Source organism: Streptomyces sp. NBC_00328, from assembly GCF_036139655.1.
Taxonomy (GTDB): domain Bacteria; phylum Actinomycetota; class Actinomycetes; order Streptomycetales; family Streptomycetaceae; genus Streptomyces.
Genome location: NZ_CP108013.1, coordinates 4,798,924 through 4,819,583 on the forward strand (window position 1 = coordinate 4,798,924; position 20,660 = coordinate 4,819,583).

The following is a 20,660-nucleotide window of genomic DNA, read 5'->3' on the forward strand; positions in this document are numbered from 1 at the left end:
GGACTGACCAGCGGATTCACCGCAGGGTCCACCGCCCCGCACCACCAGGGCGATACCGGAGCAACACCGTCCGCTCGTCCGGGACTTGACCTCGACCCCTACCTTGCACCACCCTTTCACTACTCAATTAGTGAAAGGGTGGTTGTCCGGGTGCTCGCGTACCGCATCGACCGGCGCAGCGGCGTCGCCACCTACGTCCAGATCGTCCAGCAGACGAAGCAGGCGCTGCGCCTCGGCCTCCTCGAACCGGGCGACAAGCTCCCCACGGCCCGCGAGGTCGTGGAAGCCACCGCCATCAATCCGAACACCGTCCTGAAGGCGTACCGGGAACTGGAGCGCGAGGGACTGGTCGAGGCCAGGCGCGGTCTCGGCACGTTCGTCCGCAAGACCCTCGGCGCCGCCCCGGCGGACTCGCCCCTGCGCGAGGAGCTCGACGCCTGGGCCCGAAGCGCCCGCGCCGCCGGCCTCGACCACGAGGACGTGGCGGCGCTGTTCACCTCCGTACTGGACGCACATTTCCCGAAGGGGGACCAGTGAGCTCCACCAGCACCACCCGATCCACCGTCGCCGTAGAGGCGCACGGCCTCACCGTGCGCCACGGCCGGCGCTCCGCCGCGGCCCTGGACGACTGCTCCTTCCGCCTCCCGGCCGGACGGGTCAGCGCCCTCGTCGGCCCCAACGGCGCGGGCAAGTCGACGCTGCTGGCGACCGCGGCCGGGCTGCTGCGCCCCGCCGCCGGCACCCTCACCGTGCTCGGCGCCGGCCCGGCCGAGGCCCGCGAGGCCATCGCCTACCTGGCCCAGGACAAGCCCCTGCACCCTCAGCTCACGATCGCCGAGACCCTGCGCCTGGGCGCCGAGCTCAACCCGGCCCGCTGGGACGCCGCGCACGCCGCCGCGATCGTGGAGCAGGGATCGCTCGACCCGGGCACCAAGGTCCGGACGCTGTCCGGCGGCCAGCGGACCCGCGTGGCACTGGCCCTCGCGCTGGGCAAGCGGCCCGAACTGATGCTGCTGGACGAACCGATGGCCGACCTGGACCCGCTGGCCCGCCACGAACTGCTGGGCACCCTCATGGCGGACGCCGCCGAACACGGCACCACCGTCCTGATGTCCTCGCACATCGTCACCGAACTGGCCGACGCCTGCGACCACCTGCTGCTCCTGGGCGGCGGACGCGTCCGGCTCGGCGGCGGCCTGGACGACCTGCTCCTCGCGCACACCCTGGTGACCGGCCGCGGCACCCCCGCCGACCTCGCCCCGCACCTCGTCGTCGAGTCCCGCGCCGCCGGCCGCGGTCTCACGGCCCTGATACGCAACGACGGACCGGTGGACGACCGCTGGGACGCCGAACGCCCCTCCCTGGAGGAACTCGTCCTCGCCCATCTGCGCTCCCCCGAAGCCCCCGCGCTGCTCACCCCCGGCACGACCGCGGCCCCCGCGGCGGTGACCCGATGAGCGCCATCACCCCGACGGCCCCCGTACGCCGCACCTTGCCCGCGCCGCGCGGCCTGGTCTGGACGGTCCTGCGGCTGCACCGCACCGCGCTGTGGATCTGGACCGGCTTCGTCGTACTCACCGCCGGACTGCTGCTGTGGCTGTACGGACCCGGCGCCGGCCACACCCAGCACCTGCTCGACACGTTCGGCTACGCGGGAGTGCAACAGGACGCCTGGGCCGACGGCACCAACGGCTCGGTCCTCTCGGGCGTCTACAACGACCTCTTCCAGGACCCGGCCTCCCTGCTGAACATCGCCTCCTTCGCCGTCGCCGTCTTCGCGGCCGGCTCGCTGACCGCCCGCGAACTGGAGAACGGCACCGCGCGCCTGGCCTGGACCCAGTCCGTCACCCCGGCCCGCTGGCTCGCCGCCAAACTGGCGGTGCCGGCGCTGTTCGTCACCGTCGGCACGGGTCTGCTGGTCGTCCTCTACCGGATGCTGTGGGACGCCCACGCCAACCTCCTGCTGGCCGGCATCGGACCGCGCGCCCTGTACTTCTCCATCGGCCCGGCCACCGTCGCCGCCCCGCTCCTCGGCCTGGCCGTCGGCGCCTTCGCCGGTCTCGCGCTGCGCCGCACCCTGCCCGCCATCGCGGTCGCCGGTCTCGCCCAGTACGCGGTCATCATGTTCCGGGCCAACTCCTGGCCCTTCCAGGGCAGTTATCAGCAGCCCGACCTGTCCGTCCGGAGCCGGGCGATCACCTCCACGGGCGCGGAGATCCCCGACCCGGGCTGCTACGACAGCCAGGCCTGCCTCGCCCGGCACGACGTCGTCCGCTTCACCCGCCAGTACCTCCCCTCCCCCGACTACTGGCCCCGCCAGCTCCTGGAGACGGGCGTCATGCTCGCCGCCACCGCGATCCTGGTCGCCGCCGCCTTCGCCGTCCTGCGGAAGAGGTCGACCTCATGAGCACCCTGACCGGCAAACACCCGTCCGGCCAGGCCCCGTACCGCCCGTCCGGCCCGGCCCGGTACCGCCCGTCCGGCCTGACCTGGACCGTGCTGCGCCTGCACCGCACGGCCCTGTACGTCTGGGGCGCCGCCCTGCTCACCGTCGTGGCGGCCCTGATCTGGCTGCTCGCCGCCGGCCCCGAGGCCCGCGCGGCCGTCGGCGGCTGCGACGCGTCGGACCCGTTCCCGTTGGACTGCGGAACCGTCCAACAGACAGCGACGGCCAGGACGTACGACTACGTCCTCGCCCTGGCCTCCGCCTGCGTCACGTTCCAGATGTACGCGGTCGCGGTCTGGGCGGGTGCCGTGCTGACCGGACGCGAGCTGGAGAGCGGCACGGCGCGGCTGGCGTGGACCCAGTCCGTCACCCCGGCGCGCTGGCTCGCCACCAGGCTCGCCGTCCCCGCGGTCCTGCTGACGGCGGGCACCACCCTGGCGGTCCTGCTCGGCAACCGGACCCGCCACGCCGGGAGAGAGGACCTGTCCGGCGGCTGGTTCACCATGAACGTCTTCATCTCCTCCGGGCCAGTGGCCGTCGCCTACGCCCTCTCGGGCCTCGCCCTCGGCGCGCTCGCCGGCCTGGTCCTGCGCAGGGCCCTGCCCGCCGCCGCGGCCGCCCTCGCCGCGGCATACGTCCTGCACGAGGTGCTGGACAGGTTCCGGATGAGCCTGTGGCCCGCCGAGACGGCCACCGGACTGGCCGCGCTCCAGCTCCCGCGCGGCACCCTGGTCCTCGAAAACGGTGCCGTCACCGGCGACGGCGAGCGGCTGAGCAACACCATGGCCTGCGTCGGAACCGACAGCGCCGCCGCCCTCGGGAAGTGTATGAAGGAGACGGGTCTGACCGATTTCTGGACGACTTATCAGCCGGAGTCCCATTTCTGGCCTCTCCAGCTCGTGGAGAGCGGCCTGCTGCTGGCCGTCACGGGGCTCGCGGCCGCCGCGGCCTTCGCCCTGCTGCGGCGACGGCATTCGTAACCGGCGGCAGTACCGGAGGACGCGCACGCGACGCGGGCGGGTGTTTACGCGACGCGGGCGGGTGTTTACACGGCTCCCGGACATGCAGACGTCCGGGAGCCTCCCCCAGATATCCCGCACGTCATGTCGTTGTAACCATCGATTCAGGTGACCTTGCGACGCTCAAGAAATGCAGCCCGCCGTGCCCGAGCCTTCTCCCCCGCCGGAGAACGAGTCCTCACCGCCCACGGAGAGTCAGCGTACGCCAGCCGAACGGAACGGGATCATCCGGATCGGCGCGCTGGTACCCGCTCTCTCCGACGCGCCGGTCTCGCCTTCGGCACGGAAGAATGGGTCCATGACCCAGCGAAGCGCCCAGGCACCCGTTCAGCACCCGCAGCCCTCCGTCGGCTCCATCGCCGCCCACCGCCCGCACACCGTGGCGGCGAACGTGTCCGACCTGGAGCCCGATCTCGACGCCGACCTCGACGAGTACGAGGACCTGGAGCAGGACGGGATCATGCTGCCGCAGGGCCGCTTCCTGGACCGCGAGCGCAGCTGGCTCGCCTTCAACGAGCGCGTTCTGGAACTCGCGGAGGATCCGAACACGCCCCTTCTGGAGCGCGCCAACTTCCTGGCGATCTTCGCCAGCAACCTGGACGAGTTCTTCATGGTCCGGGTGGCCGGCCTCAAGCGCCGCATCGCCACCGGTGTCGCCACCAAGTCCGCGTCGGGCCTCCAGCCCCGCGAGGTCCTGGAGATGATCTGGGCCCGCTCCCGCGAGCTCATGGCCCGGCACGCCGCCTGCTACCAGGAGGACGTCGCCCCCGCGCTCGCGGAGGAGGGCGTCCACCTGGTCCGCTGGAGCGAGCTGACCGAGAAGGAGCAGGCCCGCCTGTTCACTCTCTTCCGCCACCAGATCTTCCCGGTCCTGACCCCGCTGGCGGTCGACCCCGCGCACCCCTTCCCGTACATCTCGGGGCTGTCCCTGAACCTCGCCGTCGTCGTACGGAACCCGGTCAGCGGCCACCGCCACTTCGCGCGCGTCAAGGTCCCGCCGCTGCTCTCCCGCTTCCTGGAGGCCTCCCCGAACCGCTACGTCCCCATCGAGGACGTGATCGCGGCCCACCTGGAGGAGCTCTTCCCGGGCATGGAGGTGTTGGAGCACCACACCTTCCGGCTCACCCGGAACGAGGACCTGGAGGTCGAGGAGGACGACGCCGAGAACCTTCTCCAGGCCCTGGAGAAGGAGCTCATGCGGCGGCGCTTCGGTCCGCCGGTGCGCCTGGAGGTCGAGGAGTCCATCGACCGCTACGTCCTCGACCTGCTCGTACGCGAACTGAAGATCTCCGAGGCCGAGGTGTACCCGCTGCCGGGCCCCCTGGACCTCACCGGCCTCTTCGGCATAGGAGCGCTGGACCGGCCCGAGCTGAAGTACCCCAAGTTCATCGCGGGCACCCACCGCGATCTCGCGGAGGTCGAGTCGGCGTCCCCGCCCGACATCTTCGCCGCGCTGCGTGAACGCGACGTCCTGCTGCACCACCCGTACGACTCCTTCTCCACCTCCGTGCAGGCGTTCCTGGAGCAGGCCGCGGCCGACCCGGACGTCCTCGCCATCAAGCAGACGCTCTACCGGACCTCCGGCGACTCGCCGATCGTGGACGCGCTGATAGACGCCGCCGAGTCCGGCAAGCAGGTCCTCGTCCTGGTCGAGATCAAGGCCCGCTTCGACGAGCAGGCCAACATCAAGTGGGCCAGGAAGCTGGAGGAGTCCGGCTGCCACGTCGTGTACGGCCTCGTCGGTCTGAAGACCCACTGCAAGCTGTCGCTCGTGGTCCGGCAGGAGGGCGACACCCTGCGCCGCTACTGCCACGTCGGCACCGGCAACTACCACCCGAAGACCGCCCGGCTGTACGAGGACCTCGGACTTCTCACCGCCGATCCCCAGGTCGGCGCGGACCTCTCCGACCTCTTCAACCGGCTCTCGGGCTACTCGCGCCGCGAGACCTACCGCCGTCTGCTCGTCGCACCCAAGTCGCTGCGCGACGGGCTGATCGCCCGGATCAACAAGGAAGTGCAGCACCACAAGGCCGGGCGCCCCGCCTTCGTCCGCATCAAGGTCAACTCGATGGTGGACGAGGCACTCATCGACTCGCTGTACCGCGCTTCCCAGGCCGGTGTGCCGGTCGACGTGTGGGTGCGCGGGATATGCGCCGTCCGTCCCGGCGTCGCGGACCTGTCCGAGAACATACGGGTCCGCTCCGTCCTCGGCCGCTTCCTGGAGCACTCCCGGGTCTTCACCTTCGGCAACGGAGGCGAACCCGAGGTGTGGATCGGCAGCGCCGACATGATGCACCGCAACCTCGACCGGCGGATCGAGGCCCTGGTCAGGGTCACCGACCCGGCTCACCGCGCAGCCCTCAACCGGCTGCTGGAGACCGGCATGTCCGACACCACGGCCTCCTGGCACCTCGGCCCCGACGGCGAGTGGATCCGCCACGCGACCGACGCGGAGGGCCAGCCCCTGCGGAACGTCCAGGAGATGCTCATAGACGCCCGGAGGCGCCGGCGTGGCACAGCAGCACCTTGATCCCCCCACCGGCTCCGTCACCGGGGCGGCCCCCCTCGGCGAGGGAGACATCCCGATCGGTGACGCCCTGGCGATCTATCTCCGGGCCCAGGCCACGGAATTCCTCCGCTCGCTGCGCCAGCACCGGGATACCGGTGGTGCGGCGAGCGCAGGAGGGGAGCCCGGCGACGCGGCGCGCTCCCTGCGCCACTCCGCCCGCCGTATCAGCGGCAGCCTGCACACCTTCCGGCCGCTCCTCGACGCGGACTGGTCGGAGGGGATGCGCCCCGAACTGGCCTGGCTCTCGGGCACCCTGGCGCGCGAACACGCCTATGCCGCGCGCCTGGAGCGGCTGATCGGCGCGCTGAACCGGCTGTCCGGCACGGCCGCCCTGCCCGGCCAGACCGGGCGGGCCCCGGCCGCGGCCCCCAAGGCCGGCCGTCTCACCGTCGGGGCCGCGAAAGCGGGCGCCCTTCTGGACCGCCAGCTCACGCTCGCCCGTACCCGCGCCCACTCGGCGGCCCTCCAGGCGCTCGGTTCCTCCCGTTTCCACGCCGTCGCCGACAACGTCGCCGTGCTGGCCAGCGAGGTTCCGCTGGCCCCGGCCGCGGACACCGCCGATCTGCGTCCGCTGGCCGCCGCGGCCCAGGACCGGCTGGCCGACGCCGTCAGCGCGCTGCCGCTGGTCGTCGCGGGCCGCCCCTACAACGCCGAAGCCCTGGTGCACGGGCTCTCCGCCGACACCGCTCCCCAGCCGCAGGACGCGCCCTGGCACCAGGTCCGGCTGCTGCTGCGGCTGCACCGCTACGCCGGCGAGGTGCTGCACGGAGGGGAGTGCCCCGTCGACGTGCGCCTGCTCGGCGCGGGCAGGGCGCTCAACCGGCACCGGGACGCGGCGGAGGCGGCGTCCGCCGCGGCGTCGGCGGCCCGCACCCCGCGCATCGCGCCGGCGACGGCGTACGCGCTCGGTGTGCTGCACGCCGACCAGCGGCACGAGGTGGAGGCGGCCCGGTTCGCCTTCCAGCAGGCCTGGCAGAAGGAAGCCGTACGCATCCCCTGAGGGAGGCCCCATGGCCGACGACACCATTCACGCGGCGGGCTGCGTCCTGTGGCGCCGCTCCCCGGTCGACTCCGCGCTGGAGATCTGCCTCGTCCACCGGCCCAAGTACGACGACTGGTCGCACCCGAAGGGCAAGCTGAAGCGCGGCGAGGGGTTCCTGACCGGCGCGCTGCGCGAGGTCGAGGAGGAGACGGGCTACGACGCCGTCCCCGGCGCCGTGCTTCCCACCCTCAGCTACGTCGTCGGCGGACGCCCCAAGGAGGTCCGTTACTGGGCCGGCGAGGCCGCCGCCGGCCGCTTCGTCCCGAACGACGAGGTCGACCGCGTGCTCTGGCTCTCCCCCACCGCCGCACGCCACCGCCTCACCCAGCCGCGCGACCGTGATCTGGTGGACGCCCTGCTGAACGCGCTGCGTCCGGCCTGACGTGTTCCCCTGTATATGAGGGCGCCGCTCCCGGCATCCGGCGCGGCGCCTCGGCACACGCGGAAACCAGCCTGGGAGCCGACGACGGGCACTCAGCGTAGTGAGCGGGCCCTTCGCTGTGGCTCATGAGGAAATCGGGGCGAACGAGCTATGACGGGAACATGGGCACTGTCCGTCACGTCCGCACCCGTTCGATTACCTGGAGTTTCCCTTCCGGCCCCCTCGGCCGGGACACGGCCGTGTCCTCGACGTGAGCGTTCCGTGACCTCACCGCACCGCCGTCAGGGGTTCACCCTGCGTTCACTTACGGCCTTCGGCGCCTTCACCTGATCTGCTTAATTTCGGCCTTACGCGATGCGAGGGACGCCCAGTGCGAACCCCTCACCTCGTTACGGAACGCAGTTCACAGACATCGCACGCCGCCACCTGACGGCGGCTCCTGGAAGGAACTCCCGAAGTGAAGCTTCAGCGCATGAACCGGCGTGCCCTCACCCTCGGTGCTCTCGCCGTCTCCGGCGCCCTGGCCCTCACGGCGTGCGGTTCTGACGACACCGGCAACACCAGCGGTGGCGGCAGCTCGTCCTCGGCCAGCAACAACAGCGCCATCAAGTGTGACGACGCCAAGGGCCAGATCCAGGCTTCCGGCTCCTCCGCGCAGAAGAACGCGATCGACGCCTGGGTGACGACCTTCAGGGCCGCCTGCAAGGACGTGCAGATCAACTACAACCCGACGGGTTCGGGCGCCGGCGTCACCACGTTCATCCAGGGCCAGACCGCGTTCGCCGGTTCGGACTCGCCGCTCAAGCCCGAAGAGGCCACGGCCGCCAAGAAGACCTGTGGCGGCAACGCCGCGGTCGACCTGCCCATGGTCGGCGGCCCCATCGCGATCGGCTACAACCTCGACGGTGTCGACGACCTCGTCCTGGACGCCTCCACGATCGCCAAGATCTTCGACGGCAAGATCTCGAAGTGGGACGACGAGGCCATCCAGAAGCTCAACCCCGACGCGAAGCTCCCCTCCACCAAGATCCAGGCGTTCCACCGCTCGGACGAGTCCGGCACCACGGACAACTTCACCAAGTACCTGAAGGCCGTCGCCCCGTCCGACTGGAGCTACTCCGGCGGCAAGGCGTGGCAGGCGAAGGGCGGCCAGTCCGCGCAGGGCTCCGCCGGCCTCGCCCAGCAGGTGAACCAGACCCCCGGCGCGATCTCGTACTTCGAGCTCTCCTACGCCACCGGTGACGTCAAGGCCGTCGCCCTGAAGACGGACGCCGCCGCCCCGGCCAAGGCCACCGTCGAGAACGCCACCAAGGCCATCTCCTCCGCCAAGGTCGTCGGCACCGGCAGCGACCTGGCGCTCGAGATGAACTACAAGCCGACCGCCGATGGCGCCTACCCGCTGACGCTGGTCACCTACGAGATCCTCTGCGAGAAGGGCAACAAGGCCGACACCCTGGCCGCCACCAAGTCCTTCCTCACCTACATCGCGAGCGAGGACGGCCAGAAGCAGCTGACCGCCGCCCAGTACGCCCCGATCCCCGACGAGATCATCACCAAGGTTCGTTCCACCATCTCGAACCTGAGCTGACCCGAGTGTGCGGCCCGCCTCGCCGAGGCGGGCCGCACCGTCCGGTGCACCGCCGCCTGGAGCCGCCACTCGACACGGCTCCGCAGACCGGAGACTCATGATGGACATATCGACGCAGAGCACTGAAGCACCTCCTCCCGCCCCACGATCTTCGGGCGCCTCGCGCAAGCGCGCCGCCCGCGGTGCCACCCGCCCCGGAGACCGCGTCTTCCTCGCGCTCTCCCGCGGCTCCGGCATCCTCCTCCTGGTGATCATGGCCGCCATCGCGGTCTTCCTCACCTACCGCGCCTCCCTCGCGCTCAGCAAGAACGAGGGCAACTTCCTCACCACCTTCGAGTGGAACACCAGCCTCGTACCGCCGGTCTTCGGCATCGCGGTGCTGGCCTTCGGCACGGTCGTCTCCGCGATCATCGCCATGGCCCTCGCGGTCCCGGTCGCGGTCGGCATCGCCCTGTTCATCACGCACTACGCGCCGCGCAAGCTCGGCGGACCCATCGCGTACGTGATCGACCTGCTCGCCGCCGTCCCCTCCATCGTGTACGGCCTCTGGGGCGCCATCGTCCTCGTACCGCACATGAACGGGCTGTTCGGCTGGCTCGACACCTACCTCGGCTGGACCGGCATCTTCGCCTGGCAGGACGGAGCGCCCCGCTCCATGCTCACCGTCGGCATCCTGCTCGCGATCATGGTGCTCCCGATCATCACGAACGTGAGCCGTGAGGTCTTCCGCCAGGCACCGCAGATGCACCAGGAAGCGGCACTGGCCCTCGGCGCCACGCGCTGGGAGGTCATCCGCATGTCGGTGCTGCCCTTCGGCCGCTCCGGCGTGATCTCCGCCTCGATGCTCGGCCTCGGCCGCGCGCTCGGCGAGACGATGGCCGTCGCCACCGTGCTCTCCCCGAGCTTCGACATCCAGGCCAGCCTGCTCGACCCCGGCGGCGGCACCTTCGCGCAGAACATCGCGGCCAAGTTCAACGAGGCCAACACGTTCGGCCAGGACGCCCTGATCGCCTCGGGTCTCGTCCTGTTCGTGATCACCCTGGTGGTCAACGGCGCGGCGCGCATCATCATCAACCGCCGCAAGGAGTACTCGGGGGCCAACGCATGAGCAACGCACCCGTCACCCGCAAGCACGCCAGCACGCTGCGCGGCGGCAGCCTCCCCAAGTGGTCCCCGTGGGCCATCGCGGCGGGATCCCTCGCGGTCGGAGCGGGCATCGGTCTCGCCGCCGGCCTGGACAGCAAGGTCCAGTCGGGCCTGATCGCCGCGATCCTCTTCGTCCTCGGTACGTACGTCGTCGCCACGCGCGTCGAGGGCCGCCGCCAGGCCAAGGACCGCGTCGCCACCAGCCTGGTGTGGGTCTGCTTCATCGTCGCCCTCATCCCGCTCGTCTCCCTGATCTGGGAGACCGTCGAGCGCGGTGTGAAGGTCTTCGACACCTATTTCCTGAGCCACTCCATGGGTGTGGTCGCCGACGCCCAGCCCGGTGGCGGCATCTACCACGCGATCATCGGCACCCTGGAGCAGGTGGGCATCGCCTCGCTCATCGCCGTGCCGATCGGCGTGCTCACCGCGATCTACCTCGTGGAGTACGGCCGCGGCAGTCTCGCCAAGGCCGTCACCTTCTTCGTCGACGTCATGACGGGTATCCCGTCGATCGTCGCCGGTCTGTTCGTCCTCAGCTTCTGGATCCTGATCCTGGGCATGGGCTACTCCGGCTTCGCCGGCGCGATGGCCCTGTCGATCCTGATGATGCCCGTGGTGGTCCGCTCCACCGAGGAGATGCTCAAGCTCGTCCCGAACGAGCTGCGCGAGGCCTCCCTCGCCCTCGGCATCCCGAAGTGGCGCACCATCCTCAAGGTGGTCCTGCCGACGTCCATCGGCGGCATCACCACGGGCGTGATGCTCGCCGTCGCGCGTATCACCGGTGAGACCGCTCCGGTGCTGCTGCTGGTGTGGGGCACGGGCTTCATCAACAACAACCCGTTCGACGGTCCGCAGGCCTCCCTACCGCTGTACATCTACCAGCAGTACTCGGCGGGAACCCCGGCGTCCACGGACAGGGCCTGGGCAGCCGCACTGGCGCTCATCCTGTTCGTCATGATCCTCAACATGGGAGCCCGCGCCATCGCGCGCTGGAAGGCACCCAAGACGGGCCGCTGACGCGGCCGATCAGCGACCCGATCCTTTCGAAAGAAGCAGTGACTGACATGGCCAAGCGAATCGACGTAAGCGGTCTGACCGCCTACTACAGCGCCCACAAGGCGATCGAAGACATCTCCATGACGGTCGAGCCCCGCTCCGTGACGGCCTTCATCGGCCCGTCCGGCTGCGGCAAGTCGACCTTCCTGCGCACCCTGAACCGCATGCACGAGGTCACGCCCGGCGGCCGCGTCGAGGGCAAGGTGCTCCTGGACGACGAGGACCTGTACGGCAACGGCATAGACCCGGTCGCCGTGCGCCGCACCATCGGCATGGTCTTCCAGCGCCCCAACCCGTTCCCCACCATGTCGATCTTCGACAACGTGGCGGCGGGCCTGAAGCTGAACGGCAGCTACAAGAAGTCCGAGCTCGCCGACATCGTGGAGCGCTCCCTCAAGGGCGCGAACCTCTGGAACGAGGTCAAGGACCGGCTGAACAAGCCCGGGTCCGGTCTGTCGGGCGGTCAGCAGCAGCGTCTGTGCATCGCGCGGGCGATCGCGGTGGAGCCTCAGGTCCTTCTCATGGACGAGCCCTGCTCGGCCCTGGACCCGATCTCCACCCTCGCCATCGAGGACCTGATCGGTGAGCTGAAGGAGCGCTTCACGATCGTCATCGTGACGCACAACATGCAGCAGGCCGCCCGCGTCTCCGACCGCACCGCGTTCTTCAACCTCTCCGCGGTGGGCCAGCCCGGCCGTCTCATCGAGATCGACGACACGGAGCGCATCTTCTCCAACCCGTCCGTCCAGGCCACGGAGGACTACATCTCCGGTCGCTTCGGCTGACCGGACCGCCTCCTGGAACCCCTCGCGGTGCTGCATGGCGGTGCCACCGCGAGGACGAGAAGGGCCCGCCCCTGGCTCCCAGGGGCGGGCCCGTTCGTTTTCCCGGCCCCGGCCGATCGCTTCTCCGGCCCCGCGCCCGGTGGCCTGTCACTCCGCCCGTCCCGGCCACCGGATCTTCAGCCCGTCCGGCGCTTGAGGACGAGGCCGTTCAGGCCGACGCGGGGGGTCCGGGGGCGGCAGCCCCCAGGGACGGGAAGGGAAGGGGCCGGAGGGGGCGAGGTCCCAGAGCCGGACCACGACGGACCAGCACCCACGCGAACCCCCAGGCCCCTGGCCCCAGGACCCTGGCCCCTGGCCCCTGGCCCCGGAAACGCAAAAGGCCGGCCCCGAAGGACCGGCCCGCGCTCTGCCGGACACCCCCGGCAGCGATCACGCCCTACAGGAACGCCAGGTTCACGACCCAGAAGGCGCACGCCGCCACGATCGCCGCGGCCGGCATGGTGATGAACCAGCCGAGGACGATGTTCTTGGCGACACCCCACCGCACGGCGTTCACCCGCTTCGTCGCCCCGACACCCATGATCGCCGAGGTGATGACATGGGTCGTGGAGATCGGCGCCTTGAAGAGGTAGGCCGACATGAACATGATCGACGCACCGGTCGTCTCGGCGGCGAAGCCCTGCGGCGGATCGAGCTCGATGATCTTCCGCCCGAGCGTCCGCATGATGCGCCAGCCGCCCGCGTACGTCCCCAGCGACAGCATCGTCGCGCAGACGATCTTCACCCAGACCGGGATCGGGTCGTTCGGCCCCTGTTCGCCGGCGATGACCAGCGCCATCACCACGATGCCCATCGTCTTCTGGGCGTCCTGGAGACCGTGCCCGAGCGCCATGCCAGCCGCGGACACCGTCTGCGCGATACGGAAACCGCGCTTGGTCTTGTGCGGGTTGGACCGCCGGAACATCCACATGATCGCGGTCATCACGAGATAGCCGACGAGCAGACCGACGACCGGTGACAGGAACATCGGGATGATGACCTTGTCGAGCAGTCCGCTCCAGTAGACCGTCGTCCCCCCGGCCAGCGCCGCGCCGACCATGCCGCCGAACAGCGCGTGCGAGGACGAGGACGGCAGACCGAAGTACCAGGTGATCAGGTTCCAGGTGATCGCGCCGACGAGCGCGGCGAAGAGGATGCCCATCCCCTTCGAGCCCTCGGGCGTCTGGATCAGCCCCTCACTGACGGTCTTGGCGACCCCGCTGCCGAGGAACGCGCCGGCGAGGTTCATCACCGCGGCCATGGCGAGCGCGGCCCGCGGCGTCAGGGCGCGCGTGGACACGGACGTGGCGATGGCGTTCGCCGAGTCGTGGAAGCCGTTCGTGTACGTGAATCCGAGCGCGACCCCGATGGTCACGATCAAAGCGAAGGTGTCCATGAACGGGTCAGGACTCCTTGACGGCGATGGTCTCCACCGTGTTCGCCACGTGCTCGAACGCGTCGGCCGCTTCCTCCAGCACGTCCACGATCTGCTTGAGCTTCAGCACCTCCATGGCGTCGTACTTGCCGTTGAAGAGGTGAGCGAGCAGCTTGCGGTGGATCTGGTCGGCCTGGTTCTCCAGACGGTTGACCTCGATCCAGTACTCGGTGAGGTTGTCCATGGTCCGCAGGTTCGGCATGGCCTCGGCGGTCAGCTCGGCGGCCCGCGCCAGCACCTCGATCTGCTGCTCGACGCCCTTGGGCAGTTCCTCGACCTGGTACAGGACGACCAGATCGACGGCCTCCTCCATGAAGTCCATGATGTCGTCGAGGGACGAGGCGAGGTTGTAGATGTCCTCGCGGTCGAACGGCGTGATGAAGGAGGAGTTCAGCTGGTGGAAGATCGCGTGTGTCGCGTCGTCACCGGCGTGCTCCGCGGCCCGCATACGCTCTGCGATCTCGGCCCGAGCGGAAGTGTCCGCCCCGAGCAGTTCCATCAGGAGTTTCGAGCCCGTGACGATGTTGTCCGCGGATGCGGAGAACATGTCGTAGAAGCTCGTCTCCCTGGGGGTCAGACGAAAGCGCACGTTGGGGTCCTCGGGTGCTTCGATTCGGTCAGGCTGATGCTAGGCGCATCATCCGGCCACGGCTAATGGGCCGCCACCCAGTGTCGCCCATCAGCCACAGCGATCGGCACGGGGTCCGGTACCGGCGCCGGGCAAGGGCTCCTTACCCAGCAAAGTTCGGTACGATATACCCACCAGGGGTATATGTAAGCGGCGTTTCAGACAAGATCGCCGATCGGATCCAGCAGGAGGACGCGATGACGACCACCGAGGCCGGCGCGACGACGCCCTCCGGCGACGCGCAGAAGATCGTGACCGACCACGACCGCGGCATCCACGGCTACCACCAGCAGAAGGACGAGCACCTGAAGCGGCTGCGCCGCATCGAGGGGCAGATCCGCGGCCTGCAGCGGATGGTCGACGAGGACGTCTACTGCATCGACATACTCACCCAGGTGTCCGCCTCCACCAAGGCGCTCCAGTCCTTCGCCCTCCAGCTCCTGGAGGAGCACCTGCGTCACTGCGTGGCGGACGCGGCCCTCAAGGGCGGCGACGAGATCGACGCGAAGGTCGAGGAAGCGACGAAGGCGATCGGCCGCCTGCTGCGCACCTGAGCCGCCCGCCGGCAGCGCAAGCCACGAGAAGTGCGCGAATCGTGAGAGATACGACGCATGTGACATCCGCGACGCGCGCGCCTCGGCCACCGGACGGGGCCGAGTGGGGGCCGGAAAGGACTAGTCCTCCACGCCCCGCTGCCCCGGAGCGCGTTCTTCGGCCACTTTCAGCACCGCGTCGATGCTCTCCAGGCTGAGGCGGTCCTCGTGCGCCGCCGAGGCCGCGATGATCAGCTCGGCGCACAGGTCGATCTCGGCGAGGGCCACGTGGTCCTGAACTGCCGCACCGCCGACCGGAGCCACGCGCATCACCTCTTCCTGCCGTAACCGACTTCCTAGAGTAGGGAGCGGCCTACACACCGCGCATGGCACGGAAGGGCCATTTCCAGCCCTCCTCTGAAGCTACGGCTCCGGATGCTCTTGCCCATCTCTCCGGAAGCCACTACTCCGCGATCTTCCCGGCGTAGATGTCCGAGGAATCCGGCAGCCGTACGACGACGGGGCTGCCGAAGTCGTACAGCAGGAGCGTCGAGGCCACCGCGACCGTGCCCGTCCGCTGTCCGTTGACGAAGCTGAACCGGTGCCGGACCTTGCGCAGCCGCCCCTCGTCGTCGAGGTAGGCGTCGAACGGGACCTCGGTGGTGGCGAACCCCTTCGCCGCCGCCCTCAGCGCCGGCCGCTGCCCCGCCGGGGCGCCCCGCGCGGCCGTGCCGAGGTCGGCGGTCCCTCGGTAGTGCCGGACGGAGATCCCGGCGACCTCGGTCTTCCCCACGTAGGTCACCGACCGCGCGCCGCGCAGCAGTTCGGCCGCGGCGTACGGGTCGGTGGCTCCACCCGTGACCAGGTTGCCGTCCGTGAGTCCGGCCGTCTCCACGCGCACCCATTTGTCGGCGGGCACCCCGGCACCCCGGTTCTTCATGAACAGAGCGCCCGGGGAGAGGAGTTCGGTGATCGGACGGTGCTCGGCGGTTCCCGCGGGGTCCTGCGGCAGCAGCACCTTCAGCCGCCCGGTCTGCTTCCTGAAGTCGTACACGCCCTGCCCGCGGATGGTGACCCGGGTCCCGCCGGTGGCCATCTCCATCGACGTGCTGGCCTTCGCGCTGCCGGCGCGCTCCAGGACGGCCACCGCCTGGCGCAGCGTCCCGGCCGTGCCTGGCCCGGTGCGGACGTCCTCCGCGGCCGTCCCGCCGCCCGAGCACCCGGTGCCGCAGACGATCAGCCCCGTCGCGACGAACGCGACCAGGGCCGCCGCCCGTTCCTGCTGCTGCGCCATCGTCCACCGACCCCCAGCCGGTCCGTCCCGGGCCTTCCCGTCGTTCCGGTTAACGACAGGTGAGGGCACCCGTCACGCGGCAGGAGTCCGTTCACCGGGCTTGGGTAACGTTGTGCGTGTGCAGCATCTCGACGAGCCGGACCCTCCCTCCGGTCACCGGACGACCACGGTCGAGCAAGGCGCCTTCTGCCTGGCCCGCTGCACCTGCGGCTGGCGAGGCCCGTCCCGCCGCGCCAGAAGCCAGGCCCGCACGGACGCCGACAAGCACACCACGGGCTGAACCGGCGTGCGGGCGGCGGCGATGCCGTCAGCCGCCGCGGACCCCGCGAACCACGGGGGTCGCCGTCACAGCCACCTCCGGGCGTTGGCCGCATCCACCCCTATTCGGTTGACGGTTCGAACAACGTCGACCTAGGTTCCCCTTGATCCGAAGATCACATCAACTTCATACAAGGGGGAACATCTTGCGCAGGCGAACCATTGCGGCGGCCGCGGCGATATCGTCCGGACTCCTCATGACGACGCTGACCACGTCGGCTCACGCGGACACCCTGACCACACTCTCGTGCAGCACCACGGGAGCCTTCGGCCAGCTGAGTTCGACGAACTGGCGGTCCGGCACCACGGGCGAGTTCGATGTCACGATGTCGGTCACGGACACCAAGGCCGACGACCACCACGTGCAGATCCGGCTGGTGGGCAAGACGATCGGCGCGACCCGCGTGAACTGGAAGTGGCACAGCGTAACCGGCGGCTTCGGCTCCGAGGACTCCTTCGGCGGGCCCGCTCAGAACAGCGCGGGGGTCATCGACATCGGAGTTCAGGTCGCCAGGTACGAGGGAAGCGAATACCTGAACTCCTGCACCGACTGGGCCGTCGGCTCCGGCTGACCGATGCGGGCGTCCACCGGACTTCCGCGAGCGGCCGACGTCACGAAGCGTCGGCCGCTCCGCCCACCCCCGCTCCCACCCCGCCGCTCCCGCCCCCGGGCGGGCGTGCTGGGATGCCGAGTGCTGTAGCCGTTCTGCGACACAGCCGCGCGGAACCCCGGGACCCGGGGACCCGTCTCGTTCCACGGAACCCACGGGAGGCACACATGCAACGGCGTTCGTTCATCGGCGGAGCCACCGCCGTCCTCGCGGCGGCGACGACGTCCGCCTGCAACGGCAGCGACCAGGGCGGAGCGGGCGCCGACGGCAAGGCCGGGAGCACGAGCGCCACGGGCACCGCCGCCGAGAGCACAGGCATCCGCACGGAGACCGCGGCGAACCGCGCGGCCGCCAGCTGGACCGCGCTGTCCCACCAGCTCGACGGCGCCCTGATCCGCCCCGGCGACCGGAGCTGGCCCGCCGCCCACCAGCTCTACAACACGCGCTTCGACAACCTGAGGCCCGCCGCCGTCGCCTATGTCGCGCACGCCGACGACATCCGCACCACCATGGACTACGCCCGCGCCCACGGCGTGAAGGTCTCGATCCGCAACGGCGGCCACTCCTACGCGGGTTGGTCCTCCGGCGACGGCCGTCTGATCATCGACGTCTCCAAGCTGAACAAAATCCGCGCGTCGGCGAACGAGGCGGTCGTCGGCGCCGGTTCCAAGCTGATCGACGTCTACCGCACGCTGGCCGCCAAGGGCGTCACCATCCCCGCCGGCTCCTGCCCCACCGTGGGCGTCTCCGGACTGACCCTGGGCGGCGGCCACGGCGTCGTGTCACGGGCGTACGGACTGACCTGCGACAGCCTCACCCAGGCGACGCTGATCACCGCCGACGGCAAGCAGCTCACCGCGAACGCGACCGAGAACAAGGACCTCTTCTGGGCCCTGCGCGGCGCCGGAAACGGCAACTTCGGAGTCGTCACCGAGCTCCGCTTCAGGACGCATCCCGCGCCGCAGGGCGTCTCGGCGTACATGACCTGGCCGTGGGCCAAGGCCGCCGCCGTGGTGAAGGCCTGGCAGGAGTGGGGTCCGAGCCAGCCGGACGAGATCTGGTCGTCCTGCCACCTGGCCGACGCGGCCGGCGGCACACCCACCGTCTCCATAGCCGCCTTCTCCCTCGGCACCTACGGCGAACTCCAGAACGCGGTGGACCGGCTGGCGGACCGGATCGGCTCCCCCGCGCGCAGCGTCTCCCTCAAGAGGCGTTCGTACGAGGAGTCGATGGAGGTGTACGCGGGCTGCTCGTCGTTCTCGGCCGACGCCCAGTGCCACCTGCCGGGGTCGACGCCGGGCCGCAGCCCGCAGGGCGCCCTCGGCCGCGAGACGTACGCGGCCCGTTCGGACTTCTTCGACCGGTCGATCTCGGCGGCCGGTGTCCAGACGCTCCTGAACCAGATCTCCGCCGTCCGCGGCGGCGCGGGCAGCATCGCGCTCACCGCGCTCGGCGGCGCCGTCAACCGCGTGGCGCCCACGTCCACGGCGTTCGTGCACCGCCGTTCGCGCATGCTCGCCCAGTACATCGTCTCCTGGCGGGCGGGCACCTCCGGCACCACCGCCCAGTCCTGGCTGACGGGCGCCCACAACGCGATGGCCCGGTACGCCTCGGGCGCGGCCTACCAGAACTACACCGACGCGACGCTGACCGACTGGCGCAAGGCCTACTACGGCGACGCGGCCACCCGGCTGACGGCCCTGAAGCACCAGTACGACCCGCACCGCTTCTTCTCCTTCCCCCAGGCCCTGTGAGGGTGACCGGGGGTGCCGTGCGGGCGCCGTGACCGGGCCCGGGAGTTACGCGGCGAGGTCCCGTTCCTCGGTGTGCTCGGTCCGCGCCCCCGGGATCAGGGCCTCCTGCCCGGCGGGTGCGGTGCCGCGCGCCCGGATCAGCAGGCCCGCGCGCGGAGCCCCCTCCACGGCCTTCATGACCGGGGTCAGCAGGGCCGTGGCGAGTGGCGACAGCAGCAGGACGACGGCTGTGCCGAGCGCGAATCCGCCGATGACGTCCGTCGGGTAGTGCACGCCCATGAAGACCCGGCAGAACCCTTCGAGCAGCGCCAGCGCGATCCCGGCGAGTCCGAACTTCCGGTGGGCGACGAAGAGTCCGACGCCCACCGCCATGGTGATCGTCGCGTGGTCGCTGACGAAGGAGAAGCCGGTCTTGCCGCTCACGAGGACGGCCAGGCCCTGGTGGTCCGCGAAGGGGCGCGGACGCTCCACGAAACCTCTTATCGGGACGTTCACCAGGAGCGCGATCCCGGCCGCGAGCGGTGCCCAGACGAGTGCGGCCACGGTCGCCGCCGCGTCGGCTCCGCCCCGCCGCCGCACGGACGACCAGCACCACAGGACCAGCAGGACCATCGCGAGCAGCAGACCCCACTCGCCGACGGATTCCATGACCCGGTCGAGCCAGTGCGGCGCGTGCTTGGCCAGGCCATTGATGTCGTAGAGCAGGTCGACGTCGGGGTTCGAACCGGATTCGGCGAGTTGCGCCATGGCGCTGCGGCCCCTTCGTCGTCTTTCCCGCGACCGCGCCCTTTCGCGCGCCGCTCGATCCACCCCCGTGGTTGTAGATCAGTTCTCTACGTCAAAAGGAACGCACGGTCCCCTCTCATACGTTCCACCCTCCACCGAATGATCACGCACACGTTATCGAAGAGAGATATCGCCGCAGATCAGAGGGTGGATTCATACCGAAGTGGGCAATGCTTTCGCGCCATCTTCCGTCACCCGGGTGGCCCCGAAGTAGTCAGGCGTGTCGATGGGGTCGAACCGGATGACGGCACCGGGCCGGGGGGCGTCGATCATGTATCCGCCGCCCACATAGATACCCACGTGCCGGATGGCGCGCGAGTTGGTGAGGTCGTCCGAGAAGAAGACCAGGTCCCCCGGCAGCAGTTCCTCCCGCTTGGGGTGCGGCCCCGCGTTGTACTGGTCGTTGGCCACCCGTGGCAGGCTCACCCCGACACTGTCGTACGAGGCCTTGGTCAGACCCGAGCAGTCGAACCGTCCGCCCTGGTCAGCCGTGCCGTTACCACCCCACAGGTACGGTGTGCCCAGCTTCTTCTGCGCGTACGTGATGGCCGCCGCGGCCTGCTTCGAGGGGTCCACGCGGGTCACCGGGGCCGCGAAGCTCTTCGCCAGCGTGGTGATCGTCTTCACGTAGTTCCGGGTCTCCGCGTACGGCGGCACACCCCGGTACTTGATGACCGCGTAGGCGCCCGCGTTGTAGGCGGCGAGCATGTTCTCCGTGGGGTTTCCCGGAGCGTTCTTCACATAGGAGGCGAGCTCGCAGTCGTACGAGGCGGCCGACGGAATCGCGTCATTCGGGTTCCATACGTCGCGGACGCCGTCCCCGTCGCCGTCGACCCCGTGTGTGGCCCAGGTCCCCGGAATGAATTGCGCTATCCCCTGCGCCTGCGCCGGACTCTTCGCGTTCGGATTGAATCCGCTCTCCTGATAGAGCTGGGCGGCGAGCAGGGCGGGATTGATCGCGGCGCAGAGGTTGCCCCACTTCTGTACGAGGCTCTGGTACGCGGCGGGCACGGCGCCCTTGGCGAGCCCGACCGAACCGCCGCCGATGCCGCCCGCGAGGTTCCCGGCGACCAGGTAGACCCCGACGACGAGCACCATCACGAAGCCCGTCCCCGCGCCCACGGCCGCGGTCGCCACGATCCAGGCCTTACGCACCGTCAACCGCCCCTCGCCGCACAGGAGTCCGCCGCGGCCAGTGTAGAGGCGGGCCTCTGTGCGAGGGTCGTCGC

The 20,660-nt window shown here is 70.1% G+C and carries 21 protein-coding genes; 15 read left to right on the forward strand and 6 right to left on the reverse strand.

From position 1 onward, the window contains the following. Positions 1 to 150: 150 nt before the first annotated feature. The 11 genes from OG485_RS20965 to pstB all read left to right on the forward strand — a co-directional run bounded on the left by OG485_RS20965 (position 151) and on the right by pstB (position 12,033). A complete protein-coding gene (locus tag OG485_RS20965; RefSeq protein ID WP_328669863.1) occupies positions 151 to 537 on the forward strand; it encodes a GntR family transcriptional regulator in 387 nt (128 codons plus the stop codon). After that, complete coding sequence (locus OG485_RS20970; RefSeq protein ID WP_328669864.1) at positions 534 to 1,457, forward strand: ABC transporter ATP-binding protein; 924 nt, start codon at positions 534 to 536, stop codon at positions 1,455 to 1,457. Before OG485_RS20965 ends, OG485_RS20970 begins: the two co-directional genes overlap by 4 nt. Beyond that, entirely contained in the window at positions 1,454 to 2,407 is a 954-nt protein-coding gene (locus tag OG485_RS20975) for a hypothetical protein (protein WP_328669866.1), read from the forward strand. Before OG485_RS20970 ends, OG485_RS20975 begins: the two co-directional genes overlap by 4 nt. After that, complete coding sequence (locus tag OG485_RS20980) at positions 2,404 to 3,426, forward strand: hypothetical protein (RefSeq protein ID WP_328669868.1); 1,023 nt, start codon at positions 2,404 to 2,406, stop codon at positions 3,424 to 3,426. The genes OG485_RS20975 and OG485_RS20980 overlap by 4 nt, the downstream gene beginning before the upstream one ends. A 337-nt stretch (positions 3,427 to 3,763) precedes the next feature. Next, on the forward strand, positions 3,764 to 5,995 hold the full coding sequence (locus tag OG485_RS20985) for an RNA degradosome polyphosphate kinase (RefSeq protein ID WP_328669869.1): 2,232 nt from the start codon (positions 3,764 to 3,766) through the stop codon (positions 5,993 to 5,995). Further along, positions 5,976 to 7,034, forward strand: a complete 1,059-nt coding sequence (locus OG485_RS20990) for a CHAD domain-containing protein (RefSeq protein ID WP_328669870.1) — start codon at positions 5,976 to 5,978, stop codon at positions 7,032 to 7,034. The genes OG485_RS20985 and OG485_RS20990 overlap by 20 nt, the downstream gene beginning before the upstream one ends. A 10-nt stretch (positions 7,035 to 7,044) precedes the next feature. Continuing rightward, a complete protein-coding gene (locus tag OG485_RS20995) occupies positions 7,045 to 7,458 on the forward strand; it encodes an NUDIX hydrolase (RefSeq protein ID WP_328669872.1) in 414 nt (137 codons plus the stop codon). 457 nt (positions 7,459 to 7,915) lie between these two features. Further along, a complete protein-coding gene (pstS, locus tag OG485_RS21000) occupies positions 7,916 to 9,046 on the forward strand; it encodes a phosphate ABC transporter substrate-binding protein PstS (protein ID WP_328669874.1) in 1,131 nt (376 codons plus the stop codon). A gap of 100 nt (positions 9,047 to 9,146) precedes the next feature. Beyond that, entirely contained in the window at positions 9,147 to 10,154 is a 1,008-nt protein-coding gene (gene pstC / locus OG485_RS21005) for a phosphate ABC transporter permease subunit PstC (protein ID WP_328674577.1), read from the forward strand. Continuing rightward, the gene (gene pstA / locus OG485_RS21010) at positions 10,151 to 11,209 is read left to right on the forward strand and encodes a phosphate ABC transporter permease PstA (RefSeq protein ID WP_328669876.1); all 1,059 of its coding nucleotides are present in this window, start codon (positions 10,151 to 10,153) and stop codon (positions 11,207 to 11,209) included. The genes pstC and pstA overlap by 4 nt, the downstream gene beginning before the upstream one ends. 47 nt (positions 11,210 to 11,256) lie before the next feature. Continuing rightward, positions 11,257 to 12,033, forward strand: a complete 777-nt coding sequence (pstB, locus tag OG485_RS21015; protein WP_328669878.1) for a phosphate ABC transporter ATP-binding protein PstB — start codon at positions 11,257 to 11,259, stop codon at positions 12,031 to 12,033. Positions 12,034 to 12,469: 436 nt separating this feature from the next. Here the strand turns inward: pstB and OG485_RS21020 are convergent, their stop codons facing one another. Together OG485_RS21020 and OG485_RS21025 are read right to left on the reverse strand one after the other, a co-directional pair. Then, positions 12,470 to 13,468, reverse strand: a complete 999-nt coding sequence (locus OG485_RS21020) for an inorganic phosphate transporter (protein ID WP_328669880.1) — start codon at positions 13,466 to 13,468, stop codon at positions 12,470 to 12,472. A gap of 7 nt (positions 13,469 to 13,475) precedes the next feature. Then, positions 13,476 to 14,096 carry a DUF47 domain-containing protein gene (locus tag OG485_RS21025; RefSeq protein WP_326786950.1) on the reverse strand — a complete coding sequence of 207 codons (621 nt, stop codon included), beginning with the start codon at positions 14,094 to 14,096 and terminating at the stop codon, positions 13,476 to 13,478. A 236-nt stretch (positions 14,097 to 14,332) separates the two neighbouring features. On the opposite strand from OG485_RS21025, the gene OG485_RS21030 reads away from it, so the two are divergent. After that, on the forward strand, positions 14,333 to 14,689 hold the full coding sequence (locus OG485_RS21030; RefSeq protein WP_326786949.1) for a metal-sensitive transcriptional regulator: 357 nt from the start codon (positions 14,333 to 14,335) through the stop codon (positions 14,687 to 14,689). Between the two features lie 120 nt (positions 14,690 to 14,809). On the opposite strand, the gene OG485_RS21035 is transcribed toward OG485_RS21030, so the two are convergent. Further along, positions 14,810 to 14,998, reverse strand: coding sequence for a hypothetical protein (locus tag OG485_RS21035; RefSeq protein WP_328669884.1), 189 nt, complete (start codon positions 14,996 to 14,998; stop codon positions 14,810 to 14,812). A 133-nt stretch (positions 14,999 to 15,131) separates the two neighbouring features. After that, on the reverse strand, positions 15,132 to 15,962 hold the full coding sequence (locus OG485_RS21040; RefSeq protein WP_328669886.1) for a hypothetical protein: 831 nt from the start codon (positions 15,960 to 15,962) through the stop codon (positions 15,132 to 15,134). A gap of 118 nt (positions 15,963 to 16,080) precedes the next feature. Between OG485_RS21040 and OG485_RS21045 the strand changes: the two genes are divergently transcribed. The 3 genes from OG485_RS21045 (at position 16,081) to OG485_RS21055 (ending at position 18,645) form a co-directional block, all read left to right on the forward strand. Then, positions 16,081 to 16,242 (forward strand): hypothetical protein, encoded by a 162-nt coding sequence (locus tag OG485_RS21045; protein WP_328669888.1) that lies wholly within the window; start codon positions 16,081 to 16,083, stop codon positions 16,240 to 16,242. 235 nt (positions 16,243 to 16,477) lie between these two features. Continuing rightward, complete coding sequence (locus tag OG485_RS21050) at positions 16,478 to 16,852, forward strand: hypothetical protein (RefSeq protein WP_328669890.1); 375 nt, start codon at positions 16,478 to 16,480, stop codon at positions 16,850 to 16,852. A gap of 206 nt (positions 16,853 to 17,058) precedes the next feature. Further along, a complete protein-coding gene (locus tag OG485_RS21055; protein ID WP_328669891.1) occupies positions 17,059 to 18,645 on the forward strand; it encodes an FAD-binding oxidoreductase in 1,587 nt (528 codons plus the stop codon). 45 nt (positions 18,646 to 18,690) lie between these two features. On the opposite strand, the gene OG485_RS21060 is transcribed toward OG485_RS21055, so the two are convergent. Next, positions 18,691 to 19,392, reverse strand: a complete 702-nt coding sequence (locus OG485_RS21060; protein ID WP_328669893.1) for a phosphatase PAP2 family protein — start codon at positions 19,390 to 19,392, stop codon at positions 18,691 to 18,693. A 192-nt stretch (positions 19,393 to 19,584) separates the two neighbouring features. Next, positions 19,585 to 20,586: a C40 family peptidase gene (locus OG485_RS21065; RefSeq protein WP_328669894.1), complete on the reverse strand. Its 1,002-nt coding sequence runs from the start codon at positions 20,584 to 20,586 to the stop codon at positions 19,585 to 19,587. Positions 20,587 to 20,660 lie beyond the last annotated feature (74 nt).

Coding starts and splice junctions, on each gene's coding strand:
- OG485_RS20975 (WP_328669866.1), top strand. CDS start 1,454: ATGAGCGCCATCACCCCGACGGCCCCCGTACGCCGCACCTTGCCCGCG.
- OG485_RS20980 (WP_328669868.1), top strand. CDS start 2,404: ATGAGCACCCTGACCGGCAAACACCCGTCCGGCCAGGCCCCGTACCGC.
- OG485_RS20985 (WP_328669869.1), top strand. CDS start 3,764: ATGACCCAGCGAAGCGCCCAGGCACCCGTTCAGCACCCGCAGCCCTCC.
- OG485_RS20995 (WP_328669872.1), top strand. CDS start 7,045: ATGGCCGACGACACCATTCACGCGGCGGGCTGCGTCCTGTGGCGCCGC.
- pstC (WP_328674577.1), top strand. CDS start 9,147: ATGGACATATCGACGCAGAGCACTGAAGCACCTCCTCCCGCCCCACGA.
- pstA (WP_328669876.1), top strand. CDS start 10,151: ATGAGCAACGCACCCGTCACCCGCAAGCACGCCAGCACGCTGCGCGGC.
- pstB (WP_328669878.1), top strand. CDS start 11,257: ATGGCCAAGCGAATCGACGTAAGCGGTCTGACCGCCTACTACAGCGCC.
- OG485_RS21020 (WP_328669880.1), bottom strand. CDS start 13,468: ATGGACACCTTCGCTTTGATCGTGACCATCGGGGTCGCGCTCGGATTC.
- OG485_RS21030 (WP_326786949.1), top strand. CDS start 14,333: ATGACGACCACCGAGGCCGGCGCGACGACGCCCTCCGGCGACGCGCAG.
- OG485_RS21035 (WP_328669884.1), bottom strand. CDS start 14,998: ATGCGCGTGGCTCCGGTCGGCGGTGCGGCAGTTCAGGACCACGTGGCC.
- OG485_RS21040 (WP_328669886.1), bottom strand. CDS start 15,962: ATGGCGCAGCAGCAGGAACGGGCGGCGGCCCTGGTCGCGTTCGTCGCG.
- OG485_RS21050 (WP_328669890.1), top strand. CDS start 16,478: ATGACGACGCTGACCACGTCGGCTCACGCGGACACCCTGACCACACTC.
- OG485_RS21055 (WP_328669891.1), top strand. CDS start 17,059: ATGCAACGGCGTTCGTTCATCGGCGGAGCCACCGCCGTCCTCGCGGCG.
- OG485_RS21060 (WP_328669893.1), bottom strand. CDS start 19,392: ATGGCGCAACTCGCCGAATCCGGTTCGAACCCCGACGTCGACCTGCTC.